We start from the raw sequence: 13,843 nt of genomic DNA, 5'->3' as shown, positions 1-13,843 counted from the left end.
GTTTGCCGCGTGACAGAGATGGACGGGGTGCTCACCCAGGACGGCATCGGCGAGGGTGACGGCCTGGAGCGGCTGTGGACCCCCTACCGGATGGCCTACATCCGCGGCGAGAACAAGCCCACCGACCCCTCGGAGACGAAGTGCCCCTTCTGCCGGGTGCCGACGCTCGAGGACGCCGAGGGGCTGGTCGTCCACCGCGGCGAGACCTGCTTCGTGGTGCTCAACCTCTACCCGTACGCCCCGGGTCACATGATGGTGTGCCCCTACCGTCACGTCGCCGGCTATGTCGAGACCACCGACGAGGAGGCCGCCGAGATGGCGGTGCTGACCAAGCAGGCCGTACGCACCCTCGCCGACGTCTCCCGGGCCGAGGGCTTCAACATCGGGATGAACCAGGGCACCGCGGGCGGCGCCGGCATCGCCGCCCACCTGCACCAGCACATCGTGCCCCGCTGGGTCGGCGACCAGAACTTCATGCCGATCATCGGCCGCACCAAGACCCTGCCGCAGCTGCTCACCGACACCCGCGAGCTGCTCGCGAAGGCGTGGGGATAGATCTTCCCCCGCGGCAGACCGGTCAACATCCACATTCGTCAGACCGGGAGCCCGACGGCTCGGTACGCGCTGCTGTTCCGGGACTTTCTGCGCGCAGAGCAATGGGCCGCCGAGACCAGCTGGAGCCCCTGAAGCGCTCGGCGGCCCGCTGCCTCAGACGATCGCCCAGGCGACGGCGGCGGCCGCGAAGCCGACGATGGAGAGCACCGTCTCCAGGACGGTCCAGGTCGCCAGCGTCTGCTTCACGGTCATGTTGAAGTAGCGCGACACGATCCAGAAGCCACCGTCGTTGACGTGGCTGAGGATGATCGAGCCGGCGGCGATCGCGACGGCGATCACGGCGAGCTCGGGCTGCGAGTAGCCGGTGCCGAGGGTCGGGGCGATGATGCCGCCGGTGGTCACGATCGCCACGGTCGCCGAGCCCTGGGCGATCCGGAGGGTGCAGGAGATGACGTAGGCCAGCAGCAGGACCGGCAGGCCGGCGTCGGAGAGCACCTCGGCGAGCGCGGTGCCCACACCGGTCGCGGTGATCACCGCGCCGAAGAAGGCGCCGGCGCCGACGACGAGCAGGATCATGCCGACCGGCCGCAGCGAGGCGCCGGTGAACTCCGAGATCTCCTCGAGGCTCATCCCGCGCCGGATGCCGAGCAGCCAGAAGGCGAGCAGCACGGCGATGGTGAGCGCGATCGCCGGGTTGCCGAAGAAGGTGAGCAGGCTGAGCAGCCGGCCCGGGTCGAGCAGCATCGTGCCGAAGGTCGCGCCGAGGATCAGGATCAGCGGCACCGCGATGACCCCGAGGACGAGGGCGAGCGAGACGGGGGTGGTGGGCGTCTTGTCCTGCTCCGCCTCGGTCTCCGCGACCAGGAACTCCTCGGGCACCGAGACCTGGACGCGCGGGGCGATCCAGGTGGGGAAGAGGATGCCGGCCGCGGCGAACGCGGGCAGACCGCACAGCAGACCCATGATGATCAGCCAGCCGAGGTCGACGCCGAGGAGACCGCCCAGGGCCGTCGGGCCGGGGTGGGGAGGCAGGAAGGCGTGCGTCATCGACAGGCCGGCCAGGACCGGCAGGGCGTAGAGGACGAGCGACTTGCCGCCGCGGTGTGCGGCGACGTAGACCAGCGGGGCGAGCACGAAGATGCCGATGTCGAAGAAGACCGGGATGCCGAAGATCAGGCCGACCAGGCCCATCGCGACCGGTGTGCCGCGCTCCCCGAAGATACCGATCAGCCTCGCGGCGAGGACATCGGCGCCGCCGGACCGCTCCAGGAGCGACCCGAGGACGGTGCCGAGACCGATGATGAGCGCGATGTGGCCCAGTACGCCGCCGAAGCCGGTCTCGATGAGCGACTCCTTCGCGGAGAGGGCGGTGCCCACCATCTGCTCGACGGACAGGCCGGCCGCGACAGCGAGGCCGATGCCGCTGATGAAGAGGGCGATGAAGGGTTCGAGCTTCACCTTGATGATCAGGAAGAGGAGGACGGCGATCGCTGCGCCGCAGAGCAGCAGCAGGCCGGTGGTGCTCGTCTGGAGCCAATGCATGGTTGGTTCTCCCGTATCGGGTGGGGGATGGTCTCAGCGCAGAGCTGCGCTGAACCGGGCGGCGTTGGTGGTGATCTGCTCCCACCGGGCCTCGTCTACGTCGGCGGGCTGGACCACCGACGTCCCGGCGGTCACGGCGATGGCGCCGGCCCGCAGGAACTCCGCGGCGTTGTCTTCGTCGACTCCGCCGGAAGGGATCAGGGCGACCTCGGGGAACGGCCCCCGCAGGTCGGAGAAGTAGCGCGGGCCGACGGCCCGCGCGGGGAAGATCTTGACCGCGTCGGCGCCGAGCTGGGTCGCGGCGAGGACCTCGGTGGGGGTGAGGGCGCCGAGCACGACGGCCGCACCCGCGGCGTGGCCCTCGGCGACGATCTCCGCCGCCTCCGCCGGCAGGCCGGGCGTCACCAGGAATCGGGCGCCGGCCGCGAGCGCGGCACGGGCCTGGTCGGCGCTCAGCACCGTGCCGGCGCCGACGACGATGTCGCTGCCCGCGCGGGCGCTGACATCGGCGAGCAGGTCGGTCAGGCCCGGTGTCGTGTAGGTCAGCTCGACGGTCCGGATGCCACCGGCGGCCAGGGCGTGGCAGAGCGCGACGGGATCCTCGATCCGTGAGGCGCGCACGACGACGAGGGAGCGGTCGGCGCGGAGCGTGTCGATCAGGGGGCTGGTCATCGGGCTCGGGTTCCTTCGTCGGTGCGGCGCAGCGCCCGTCCGGGCAGTGCATCGGTGCGGTGGCCGTCCTCGATGACGGCGGTGCCGTTGACCAGCACCCAGTTGATGCCGCGCGCCTGCTGGCGCGGCTGCTCGAACGTGGCGGTGTCCGCGACGATGTCGGGGTCGAACAGCACCAGGTCGGCGGCGTACCCCTCCCGGACGAGGCCACGCTCGTGCAGCCTGAGCCGGGAGGCCGGGCGGCCGGTGAGGTGGTGAACGCAGTCGACCAGGTCGAGGACCCCGAGGTCGCGTACGTAGCGGGCGAGGTAGCGGGGGAAGGTGCCCCATGCACGCGGGTGCGGGCGCTCGCCGACGAGGATCGCGTCGCTGCCGCCGCAGTGGGTGCGGTGCCGCATGATCGTCTGCACATTCTCCTCGTGGCCGACGTGCTGCAGGATCGTCGTGGCCAGCCGGTCGCGGACGAGGATGTCGAAGAAGACGTCGGTCGCGACCTGCCCGGACTCCTCCGCGATCTCGGCGACGGTGCGGCCGACGTGACCGGACAGCTCCGGGTTGCGTACGCCGCTGATCTGGATCGTGCGCCAGTCGGTCACGCAGCCGTGGCAGCCGTCGGTGCCGACGTGGTCGAGCTCGTGCGCGATCCGGGCCCGGTCGCCGGGGTCCGCGATCCGCGCGAGCAGGGCATCGGGGCCGCCGGAGGTCGACCAGCTGGGCAGCACGGCGCTGAGCGTGGTGGCGCCAGGCAGGTAGGGGTAGGTGTCGAGGGTGATGTCGACCCCGTCGGCCAGGCCCGCGTCGATGATCTCGATGAGCTCGCCGGCCCGCCCGCGGTTGGGCTCGAAGTTCATGGTCGCGTGGGTCAGGTGCAGGGCGCACCCGGAGGCCCGGGAGACCTCGATCATCTCGGCGTACGCCTCCAGCGCGCCGGCGCCGTAGGAGCGGTGGTGCGGGCTGTAGTAGCCGCCCGCACCGGCGACGACCCGGCACAGGGTGGCCAGCTCCTCGTCGTCGGCGAACATGCTCGGCGGGTAGGTCAGGCCGCTGCTCATCCCCACCGCGCCCTCGGCGAGACCGACCCGCAGCAGCCGGGCCATCTCGGCGATCTCGGCGGGGGTCGCGGGCCGGTTGTCCGGGCCGACGACCATCAGCCGCAGCGTCCCCTGCGGCACGAGGTACGCCGCGTTGCACGCGATCCCGCGGTCGAGCCGGTCCAGGTAGCCGGCGACGGTGTCCCAGTCGAAGTCGAAGTCGTCCGGCTCGCCGTTCCACCCCGCGATCTGCCGGCGCAGGTGGGTCCGCGTCGCCGGATCGGCGGGGGCGAACGAGAGTCCGTCCTGCCCGACCACCTCGAGGGTGACACCTTGGCTCACCTTGGCCGTGTGGTCGGGGTTGACCAGGATCTGCAGGTCCGAGTGGGCGTGCATGTCGATGAACCCCGGCGTCAGCGCCCGCCCGTCGGCGTCGACGGTGCGCCGCGCCGCCGGTGTTGCGCCGTCGGTGTGGATGCCCGTGATCCGCCCGGCGTCGATGCTGACGTGGGCGTGGAACGCCGGGGCTCCGCTGCCGTCGATGACGGTCGCGTCGCGGATGAGCAGGTCGGTCATGGTGACTCCTCCTGGGACTCTCAGAACCAGGTCCGCACGAGGTCGACGACGACCGGGTCGTCGGCGTCGGCGTCGTCGAGGACCGGGATGAGGCTCCACTTGTCGAAAGCGGTGCACGGGTGCGAGAGCCCGAGACGGAGCTCGTCGCCGATCACGACCGGCGGCTCACCCGAGGGGTCCCAGCGGAGGAAGCCGTGCTGGTCGTTGAGCGCGGTCACGGTGACTCCGGTGAGCGGGCTCGCGGGGGAGCCGGTCGTCCGCGCCCGCAGCAGCTGGGCCTCGGGCAGACCCTCGTCGAAGGGCAGATCGCGCTTGCCCGCGTCGAACAGCGCGAGACCCGGCTCCGGTTGTGAGGAGATCCGCACCCAGCCGTGGAGGGCGCTGCGCAGGCCGGGGCCGGTGGTGCGCGGGGCGCTGCCGAGGGGCGAGATGTCGCGGTAGAAACCGTCGTCGTGGGTGATGTAGGCGCCGCTGCGCAGCACCACACGGGCCTCGTCGTCGGCCACGAGCGGCGCGAGAGCGTCGGCCACCTGCTCGAAGTAGGCGCTGCCGCCGGCGCTGACCACCGGCGTCCGGCCGGCGGGCAGCAGGTCGGAGATCCGCCGGTGCAGGGAGACCAGGCTGTCGACGTACGCATGGACGACGCCGAGCGCGGCCGCGTCAGTGGTGTGGGCGAGGGCGCCCTCGTAACCGGTGACGCCGGCGAGCTCGAGGTGGGGCGAGGCGGCGATCGCCTCGGCGACAGCGACGGCGGTCGCCTCGTCCCGGGCGCCGGTGCGGCCCCCCGCGGCCCCGCGCTCGACCAGGACGGCCAGCGGGCGTCGGGGGCCGACCTCGGCGGCATGGGCCGCGAGCGCGTCGTGCATCAGGGCCACCGTCCGTGGCGAGTCGGCCCAGACCAGCACCTCCATCCCGGGGTCCTCGGTGAGCTGGTCGGAGATCCAGCGCAGCGTCAGCGGGGAGACGATCGCGTTGGCGACGATCACCCGGGAGAGGCCGAAGGCGCGGGCGACGGCGAGCTGGGCGAGGTTCGCCACGGTGATCGCCCAGGCGCCGGCGGCGAGCTGCTCGGCCCACAGCTGCGGCGCCATCGAGGTCTTGCCGTGCGGGGCCAGGGCGATGCCGCGCTCAGCGCACCAGGTGGCCAGCACGTCACGGTTGTGGGTCATCGCGACCCGCGAGAGCGAGAGCACGGGCGTGGGCAGCTGCGAGAGCCGGGGCGCCGCGTCGAGCACCTCGGCGACCGTACGTCCCCACAGCGCGGGTGGGATCGCCTTGTGGCGCCAGTCGACCCGCTCCTCGCGCAGTGCCGCGACGGCCGCCGTGTCGATGTGGGCTGCCGGGTGATCCATGACCCGTCCTTCCTGCGTTGCACATTATGCAACGGCGATTGCGTAATTCGATTCGTTAGTTGTAGCATCGGCCACACCGGGCGTCAACGGTCCGGCGGAGAACCAACAGGGGAGGAGCTCCATCCGTGGGCAGTAGCGGAGACGTGCGAGTGGTCTGTCTCGGGGAGGCGATGGTCGTGCTGCGTCCGGAGGGCGACCAGTCGCTCGCCGCGGCGACGACCCTGCGACGTTCGGTCGGTGGCGCCGAGGCCAACGTGGCCGGAGCCCTGGCCGGCCTCGGTGTGCGGACCGCCTGGGTGTCCCGGCTCGGCCGGGACCCGTTCGGCGACGTCGTGACCGAGGACCTGATCGCCCGCGGCGTGGACGTCGAGGCGGAGCGCGATCCCGAGCGGCCGACGGGGCTCTACCTGAAGGAGCCCGCCCCCGGCGGCAGCCGCATGCACTACTACCGGGCGGGCTCCGCGGCCGCCGCGATGGATGCCGACCTGCTCGATCGCCCCGCGGTCGCGCGCGTGCTGGCCATGGCCGAGGTCGTGCACACCTCCGGCATCACTCTCGGCATCCTCGAGTACGGATCGGCGCTGGTCGCCCGCCTGCTGGCGTTGCGCGACGAGCTCGGCTTCCGGCTCAGCGTCGATCTCAACTGGCGACCGGCCCTGTGGGCCGGACGAGGCATCGCGCCGCTGCTCGACCTGCTCCGAGCTGCCGACGTCGTCCTGCTCGGCGCCGACGAGGCACGCGCCGCGCTCGGCGTGCACACCCCCGAGGACCTCCGCGAGCTCCTGGGCGATCGTCCGCGACTCGTGCTCAAGGCCGACTCGCACGCCGCCGGGGAGCACGACCCGGACGGGCGCAGGACCGAGGTGCCCGCCCTCCGTGTCGACGTCGTGGAGCCGGTGGGCGCCGGTGACGGCTTCGCGGCCGGCTACCTCGCCGCGCTCGTCGACGGCGCCGGTCCGGTGGGCCGGCTGCGGCAGGGCCACCTGGTCGCGGCAGGCGTGCTGGCCGTGGCCGGTGACCATGCGAAACCGCCGCCCGAGGACGTACGTGAGCGGCTGCTCGAGTGCTCCGAGGACGACTGGGCCGCGACCCGGGTGAGCGCCGCCGGCATCGACTCCCCGGCGCTCGCGGCCCACGAGGAGATCCGATGAGCCAGAGTCTCTCCCGTGCGCTGCAGATCCTCATCGAGCTCGGTGAGGGCGAGCGCTCCCTCGACCAGGTGGCCGCCAGCCTCGAGGTCCACAAGACCACCGCGATGCGGCTGCTGCACACCCTGGAGGCCGACCGGTTCGTACGCCGCGACGACCGCCAGCGCTACCACCTCGGCTCCCGGCTGTTCGCGCTCGGCGGCGCCGCGCTCGCCCAGCACGCGATCCGCGACGTGGCCCAGCCCCATCTGACCCGGCTCGCGGCCGAGACGGGCGGCCAGGCCGTCCACCTGGCCGCCTACGAGAACGGCACGGCCATCTATCTGGCCAAGGTGGAGAGCACCCACGCCGTGCGGATGTACTCCCGCGTCGGGCTGCCCGCCGCGCTGCACGCGACCGCGGTCGGCAAGGTGCTGGTCGCCGATCTGCCGCCGGGGGAGCGCGACGCCGTGATCGCGGGCATCGACTTCCGGCCCTTCACCAGCCGCACCATCGCCGACGCGGCGGGCTACCGCGAGGTGCTCGCCCGCACCCGCGAACAGGGCTGGGCCGAGGACGCCGCCGAGCACGAGGACTTCATCAACTGCGTCGGGGCGCCCGTGCGCGACGAGGCCGGGCGCGTGGTCGCAGCGGTCTCCGTCTCCGTGCCCGACGTCATCCTGCCCCGCGAGGGGGTGCGCGCCCTGGTGCCGCAGCTCCTCGCCGCCACCGAAGCGATCTCCGCCGACTGGGCCGGCCCGAGCTCATGACACCACCCGAGAGGAACCACATGTCCGACATCCGCATCTCCACCGACCAGGCGCCTGCCCCCGCGCACACCTTCTCCCAGGGCGTGGTCCGCGGCGGCCTGATCCAGGTCTCCGGCCAGGGTCCGGTCGACCCCGACACGAACGAATATCTGTTCCCCGGCGACGTGAAGGCCCAGACCGTCCGCACCCTTCAGAACGTGGAGGCCATCCTGGCCGCCGCCGGCGCGGGTTTTGAGGACGTACTCATGCTCCGGGTCTACCTGACCACCCGCGACGACTTCGCCGCGATGAACGACGCCTACGGCGAGTTCATCGGATCGCGGGTCGCCGAGGGCGGCATCCTCCCGTGCCGCACCACCGTGATGACCGGCCTGCCGCGTGCGGAGATGCTCGTCGAGATCGACGCGCTCGCCGTGGCCCGTTAGCCGATGACCCGGGCGAGCTCCTGGCTGAGGTAGGGCGCCAGGGTGCGGGCGTAGCGCGCGGTGATGTGGTTGCCGTCGCGGTAGACGATCACGTTGCCGATCACCGCCGGGCAGACCTCGTCCCCGCAGAACAGGCGGGTCAGGTCGACCAGGTGCGCGTTGGGATCGCGAAGGACCGCGTCGCGGTGCGGATCCTTGACGAGTACGTCGGTGCGCGGCCGCCCGCACGCCTCGCCGGCGGTCTCGGGGGAGTGCCGCTGGATGCAGCCCAGCGTGGTGCGGAGGTAGGCGGCGTTGTCGGGCTCGAACATCGGGTTGTCGACGAGCGCGATCACCGGGATGTCCTTCGAGGGCCGGTGGCTCCACGCCGCGACGAGGCCGTCGACGGTGGCGTCGTAGGGCGTCTCGCCGGCCAGCGGCTGGGTCGTTTTCCGGGCCGAGTGGGTCACGATGATGGCGTCGAGATCCTTCTGCTCGGGAGCACGCAGGTAGGCCTCGAGCTGCCGGTTCCACTCTGCGCAGGCGGGGCGGTTATCGGCGATGTCCTTCCCGAGGGGCCGCGCGTTCCAGTGGCAGGCGGCGCGGGCGGCGACGTCGATGCGCCAGTTGCGCTGCTTGCCGATCAGGTCGAGCGCGCCGACCGGGGCGACGGCATGGGAGTCGCCGACCATCAGCAGCCGCTTCCGGTAGCCGTCGACCGACCCGTTCGGGCAGGCCGTGAACCGCACCGGCCGCTCCTCGAAGGACCAGCACTGGCCCCGGTTCTCGTCGTCCGCGCCGATCGCGGCGACCGCCGGGATCAGCTCACCGCGTAGGTCGGGGTTGCGGCACGGGCCTCCCGTGGAGGTCGCCGCCAGCGAGGCCGCACCCAGGCACTCGGTCGTATAGGGGTCGGCGCTGGCGAGCCTGGCCGCCGCCGCGATCGCCCGGTCCTCGGAGTGGGCGATCGCGACCAGGCCGCTCCAGCCGGCCCCGACCGCGACCACGAGGGCGGCCAGGGTGGCGACCAGGGCTCGCGGGCCGCCGGGCCTGATGACGTACGTCTGGACCTGGCGGGTGACGAGCCGGTTGGTCGCCCAGGCGAGCAACGTCGAGACGACCAGCACGCCGGCGGCCGAGGCGACGGTGAGCTGCTCCCCGCCGGTGTAGTAGAGCCACGCGATCAGCAGCGGCCAGTGCCACAGGTAGAGCTCGTAGGAGATGTCGGCGACGAACCGCAGCGGACGGGTCTCCAGCAGGCGCCGCGGCCCGCGTGGCGACGAGGTGGAACCGGCCATCACCAGCAGCGCACCGGCGACCGGCCACAGGGCCAGCGGCCCCGGGAAGTGGTCCGCGCCGTCCATCACGAAACCGCAGGTCACGACGAGGGCGAGGCCGGCCCACGCGGCGTACGGCTTGATCTTCCCGGGCAGGCTCAGGCGGCGCAGGGCCAGCGCGGTGAGGGCACCGGCGGCGATCTCCCAGAAGCGGGTGACGGAATTGAAGTACGCAGCCGCCTGGTCGGCCCCGGAGACCTTGATCGCGTAGGCGAAGGAGAGCGTGAACGCCGCCGCGGTCAGCACGAACAGCACCCGCGCGAGGCTGAGCTGTCCGCGCAGTCGGCCGCGGGCCACGAGGCGGAGGGTCAGGGCGAGCCCGACGACCACCAGTGGCCACAGCAGGAAGAACTGCCCCTGCACCGCGAGCGACCAGAAGTGCTGCACCGGCGTCGAGGACGGCCCCGCGGCACCGTAGGAGAGCTGGCTGGCGATGAGCTCCCAGTTGAGCGTGTAGGTCGCGGCCGCGATGAGCTCGCGGGTCGTCTGCGTCCACAGCGTCTGCGGGATGAAGGCCACCATGAGCGCGGCCGTCGAGGCCAGCACGATCAGCGCCGGCGCGGCGAGCCGCGCGAACGTACGTCCGTAGTGCTCGCCCAGCCTGACCTGGTTGCGTTCGGCCCTGCCCACCAGCGAGCGGGTGGCGAGGAAGCCGGAGACCACCAGGAAGACGTCGATCCCGCCGGAGACCCGGCCGTTGCCGAAGAGATGGAAGGCGACGACGAGGGCCAGGGCGATACCTCGCAGGCCGTGGATCTCGCTGATGTGTCCTGAGGTGTGCCCAGATTTGGGGCTGTTGGGCTCGCTGTCGGCCCGGCTGGTCGTGGGCGTGCGGAAATCCGAGGTGGCGGTCACGTGATCGCTGTTCTAGTGGGCGTTGACGGGCGGGAGCCGTCGCACCGTAACGAGCAGTGGTGACGTGAAGGCGTACGGGCGTTATCAATCCGCCGTCGAGATCTCCTCAGAACCGCTTCATATCGCTGCTGAAGGAGATAGGTTGCACCCCGACGTGACATAGATCACACTCAGGACTGAGGAGTTCGACGATGAACACGCACAAGATCGGCCGCCTGATGGCGGTCGCAGCGGTGGCGACCCTGTCGACCGCATCGCTCGTGGCATGTGGAGGCTCGGATGACGACGGCGGGTCAGGAGACTCGGGCGGCACCGATGTCGGAGTGATCCTGCCCGACGCGACCACGTCTCCCCGATGGGAGTCCCAGGACCGGCCCAACCTCGAGAAGGCGTTCGCCGATGCCGGCCTCGAGGCCACGATCCAGAACGCCCAGGGCGACACCGCCAAGTTCGGTCAGCTGTGCGACAGCATGATCAACGAGAACGTCAAGGTCATCATCATCACCAACCTCGACTCCGAGTCGGGTGCTGCCTGCCTGAAGAAGGCGGCGGACGCGGGCGTGACGAGCATCGACTACGACCGGCTGACGCTCAACGGTGGTGCCTCCTACTACGTCTCCTTCGACAACGTGAAGGTCGGCGAGCTGATGGGCGCCGGGCTGGACGCGTGCCTGACCGAGATGGGCAAGACCAAGGGCAACATCGTCTTCGTCAACGGTGCGGCCACCGACAACAACGCGGCGCTGTTCAAGTCGGGTTACCAGAAGGCGCTCCAGCCGAAGATCGACGACGGCACCTACAAGCTCGTCGGTGACCAGTCGGGGGAGTGGGACGCCACCAAGGCCGGTGAGGTCTTCGACCAGATGTACACCGCCAACGACGGAAAGATCGACGGCGTCATCTCCGCCAACGACACCATGGCCGGCGGCATCATCGCCCGGCTGAAGGCCAACAACGCGCAGGGCAAGATCCCGGTGACCGGCCAGGATGCCTCGGTCGAGGGTCTGCAGAACATCCTGCAGGGCTTCCAGTGCGGCACCGTCTACAAGAACACCGAGCTCGAGGCCAAGGCCGCCTCCGACCTGGCGATCGCGCTGATCGAGGGTGACAAGGACGCCGCCGCGGAGCTGGCCACCGGCTCGGTGGAGGACACCGAGGCCGGCAAGGACGTGCCCTCGGTGCTCGCCGAGCCCGTCTGGGTCACCAAGGACACTGTCAAGACGGTCGTCGAGGACGGTCAGGCCGACGCCGCGGAGGTGTGCGCCGGCGCGATCGCCGACCTGTGCACCGAGAACGGCGTGCCTCAGTGAGTTCGCTGCTGGAGCTGCACGGCGTCGAGAAGTCCTTCGGCGCCGTGCAGGTCCTGCGCGGAGTGGACCTCTCGGTCCAGGCGGGCCGGGTCACCGCGCTCGTCGGCGACAACGGTGCCGGCAAGAGCACCCTGGTCAAGGGCATGGCCGGGATCCATCTCTTCGACGCCGGTGACTACCTCTTCGAGGGGGAGCCGGTGAAGGTGACCAACCCCAAGGACGCCGCCGCCCTCGGGATCGAGGTCGTCTACCAGGACCTTGCGCTGTGCGACAACCTCGACGTCGTCCACAACATGTTCCTCGGCCGGGAGATGAAACGGCTCCGGCTGGTCGACGAGGACAGCATGGAGCAGCGCGCTCGCGAGACCCTCGACGGTCTCTCGGTGCGTACGCTGAAATCGGTGCGTACGCCGGTGGCCTCCCTCTCCGGCGGCCAGCGCCAGACGGTGGCGATCGCCCGCGCCGTGCTGTGGAACTCGAAGCTGGTCATCCTCGACGAGCCGACCGCGGCTCTCGGCGTGGCGCAGACCGAGCAGGTGCTCCGGCTGGTGCGGCGCCTGGCCGACCGGGGTCTCGGCGTCCTGCTGATCAGCCACAACCTCAACGACGTCTTCGAGGTCGCCGACGACATCGCGGTCCTGTATCTGGGCGCCATGGTCGGGCAGATCGAGGCCGCCTCCACCACGCGCGAGCGGGTCGTGCAGGCGATCACCACGGGCGTCGTTCCCGAGGGAGGTGCGGCATGAGCGAGCGCCAGCGAGCGACAGTAGGCCTCAGGCCGCCGCGTCCGTATTCTGGCGCTTGCGCTACGGAGGTGGCGGCATGAGCACCGACACCGATGACCCGACCGTCGCCGCGGCACCGGACCCGGAGCCCGACAACTCGCTCGCCGGGATCTTCCGGGCCTACATGGCCAAGCTCAAGGGCGGTGAGGTCGGTTCGCTGCCGGCGGTGCTGGGCCTGATCGCACTGGTCGTGGTCTTCTCCGCGCTGCGTCCGGAGCAGTTCACCAACTCGTTCAACTTCGCCAACCTGATCGGCCAGTCGGCAGGCGTGACCGTGCTCGCGATGGGTCTGGTCTTCGTGCTGCTGCTGGGCGAGATCGACCTGTCGGCCGGGTTCGCGGGTGGGACGTGCGCCGGGGTGCTCGGGGTGTGCCTGACCCGGCAGGAGTGGCCCCTGATCCCGGCGCTGCTGGCGGCTCTCCTCACCGGAGCGGTGATCGGCCTGCTCATCGGGCTGCTGGTGGCCAGGCTCGGGATCCCGTCGTTCGTGGTCACGCTGGCCGCGTTCCTCGGGCTGCAGGGCGTGCTCCTGACGATGATCGGCGAGGGTGGGACGATCCCCATCCGCAACGACTTCATCAACGGCCTCAACAACGCCAACCTGCCGGTCTGGCTCGGCTGGGTGCTCGGCGTCGTCTGCATCGTGGGCTATGCGGGTTCGACGTACGTCACCGATGCTCGCCGCCGCGCCAAGAACCTCACCGTGCAGCCGATCCTGCTCTGGGCGTTGAAGACCGGGCTGCTGACGGTCGTGGTGCTCGCGGTGGTCGGCTACCTCTCCGTCGAGCGCAGCCGCAACCCGGCGCTGACCTCGCTCAAGGGGGTGCCGGTCTCGCTGGTGGTGATCGTCGGCCTGCTGATCATGCTCACGTTCGTGCTGACCCGCACAGGCTGGGGCCGGCACGTCTACGCCGTCGGCGGCAACGCCGAGGCGGCACGGCGGGCCGGGATCAACGTGTTCCGGGTGCGCCTGTCCTGCTTCGTCCTCTGTTCCACCATGGCGGCGGTGGCCGGCATCATGATCGCCAGCCGGACCAACTCGGTGAACCCGAACACGGGCGGCGAGACGACCCTGCTGTACGCCGTGGGCGCAGCCGTCATCGGCGGCACCTCGCTCTTCGGGGGCAAGGGCCGGGTCATCGACGCCGTCATCGGTGGCACCGTCGTGGCAGTCATCGACAACGGGATGGGTCTGCTCGACCAGCCCCAGGGCACCGTCTGGATGGTCACCGGCCTGGTCCTCCTGGTCGCGGCCAGCGTCGACGCGCTCTCCAGGCGCCGGGCCTCGGCGACGGGGCACGTGTAGCGCCCCCGAGCCGAGACCGCAGAAACGGCGGCCGAATCGGTAGTTGTGGGGGGGGGGCAGACGGTTGTTGGGGCCCGCCAACAAAAAAAGAGCCCCCCCCAAGAAAGGGTTGGGGGGGGGGGGGGGGTGGGGCGGGGGCGGCGGGGGTCGCGGCGGCCCGGCGGGCGTGGCCGCCGCCGTAGGCGTTGTCGAGGGTGCGGAACAGTTCGCCCACCGAGCGC

Annotated in this window: 13 protein-coding genes; 8 read left to right on the top strand and 5 right to left on the bottom strand. The window is 71.2% G+C overall.

Going from position 1 to position 13,843, the window contains the following annotated elements; translation table 11 throughout:
• The first annotated feature begins 18 nt into the window (after window positions 1-18).
• Entirely contained in the window at window positions 19-555 is a 537-nt protein-coding gene (locus ACFV9G_RS08575; RefSeq protein ID WP_378726843.1) for an HIT family protein, read from the top strand.
• Window positions 556-687, top strand: coding sequence for a GrpB family protein (locus ACFV9G_RS08570; protein ID WP_378726841.1), 132 nt, complete (start codon window positions 556-558; stop codon window positions 685-687).
• A gap of 21 nt (window positions 688-708) precedes the next feature.
• Here the strand turns inward: ACFV9G_RS08570 and ACFV9G_RS08565 are convergent, their stop codons facing one another.
• The 4 genes from ACFV9G_RS08565 to ACFV9G_RS08550 are packed head-to-tail and all read right to left on the bottom strand — an operon-like array spanning window position 709 to window position 5,728.
• Window positions 709-2,097 (bottom strand): GntP family permease, encoded by a 1,389-nt coding sequence (locus tag ACFV9G_RS08565; RefSeq protein ID WP_378726746.1) that lies wholly within the window; start codon window positions 2,095-2,097, stop codon window positions 709-711.
• Between the two features lie 33 nt (window positions 2,098-2,130).
• Window positions 2,131-2,769 carry a bifunctional 4-hydroxy-2-oxoglutarate aldolase/2-dehydro-3-deoxy-phosphogluconate aldolase gene (locus ACFV9G_RS08560; RefSeq protein WP_378726744.1) on the bottom strand — a complete coding sequence of 213 codons (639 nt, stop codon included), beginning with the start codon at window positions 2,767-2,769 and terminating at the stop codon, window positions 2,131-2,133.
• Window positions 2,766-4,376, bottom strand: a complete 1,611-nt coding sequence (locus tag ACFV9G_RS08555) for an amidohydrolase family protein (protein WP_378726742.1) — start codon at window positions 4,374-4,376, stop codon at window positions 2,766-2,768. Before ACFV9G_RS08555 ends, ACFV9G_RS08560 begins: the two co-directional genes overlap by 4 nt.
• 20 nt (window positions 4,377-4,396) lie before the next feature.
• The gene (locus ACFV9G_RS08550) at window positions 4,397-5,728 is read right to left on the bottom strand and encodes an amino acid deaminase (RefSeq protein ID WP_378726740.1); all 1,332 of its coding nucleotides are present in this window, start codon (window positions 5,726-5,728) and stop codon (window positions 4,397-4,399) included.
• Between the two features lie 125 nt (window positions 5,729-5,853).
• Here ACFV9G_RS08550 and ACFV9G_RS08545 point away from each other — a divergent pair, with 125 nt between their 5' ends.
• From ACFV9G_RS08545 to ACFV9G_RS08535, 3 genes are read left to right on the top strand one after another with little or no spacing between them, the layout of a single operon-like run.
• Window positions 5,854-6,879, top strand: a complete 1,026-nt coding sequence (locus ACFV9G_RS08545) for a sugar kinase (protein WP_378726738.1) — start codon at window positions 5,854-5,856, stop codon at window positions 6,877-6,879.
• On the top strand, window positions 6,876-7,625 hold the full coding sequence (locus ACFV9G_RS08540; protein WP_378726736.1) for an IclR family transcriptional regulator: 750 nt from the start codon (window positions 6,876-6,878) through the stop codon (window positions 7,623-7,625). The genes ACFV9G_RS08545 and ACFV9G_RS08540 overlap by 4 nt, the downstream gene beginning before the upstream one ends.
• A gap of 20 nt (window positions 7,626-7,645) precedes the next feature.
• Entirely contained in the window at window positions 7,646-8,050 is a 405-nt protein-coding gene (locus tag ACFV9G_RS08535; RefSeq protein WP_378726734.1) for a RidA family protein, read from the top strand.
• On the opposite strand, the gene ACFV9G_RS08530 is transcribed toward ACFV9G_RS08535, so the two are convergent.
• Window positions 8,047-10,221, bottom strand: coding sequence for an acyltransferase family protein (locus ACFV9G_RS08530; protein WP_378726733.1), 2,175 nt, complete (start codon window positions 10,219-10,221; stop codon window positions 8,047-8,049). The genes ACFV9G_RS08535 and ACFV9G_RS08530 overlap by 4 nt on opposite strands.
• A gap of 191 nt (window positions 10,222-10,412) precedes the next feature.
• Here ACFV9G_RS08530 and ACFV9G_RS08525 point away from each other — a divergent pair, with 191 nt between their 5' ends.
• From ACFV9G_RS08525 to ACFV9G_RS08515, 3 genes are all read left to right on the top strand, one after another.
• Window positions 10,413-11,531, top strand: a complete 1,119-nt coding sequence (locus tag ACFV9G_RS08525; protein WP_378726730.1) for a sugar ABC transporter substrate-binding protein — start codon at window positions 10,413-10,415, stop codon at window positions 11,529-11,531.
• Window positions 11,528-12,277: an ATP-binding cassette domain-containing protein gene (locus ACFV9G_RS08520; RefSeq protein ID WP_378726728.1), complete on the top strand. Its 750-nt coding sequence runs from the start codon at window positions 11,528-11,530 to the stop codon at window positions 12,275-12,277. The genes ACFV9G_RS08525 and ACFV9G_RS08520 overlap by 4 nt, the downstream gene beginning before the upstream one ends.
• Before the next feature lie 76 nt (window positions 12,278-12,353).
• Window positions 12,354-13,622 carry a sugar ABC transporter permease gene (locus tag ACFV9G_RS08515; RefSeq protein WP_378726726.1) on the top strand — a complete coding sequence of 423 codons (1,269 nt, stop codon included), beginning with the start codon at window positions 12,354-12,356 and terminating at the stop codon, window positions 13,620-13,622.
• Window positions 13,623-13,843: the final 221 nt, after the last annotated feature.

This window comes from Nocardioides sp. NPDC059952 (assembly GCF_042730435.1).
Classification (GTDB): Bacteria; Actinomycetota; Actinomycetes; order Propionibacteriales; family Nocardioidaceae; genus Nocardioides.
Note: the sequence above shows the minus strand (reverse complement) of the source record. Positions and strands in the feature narration are given on the sequence as shown.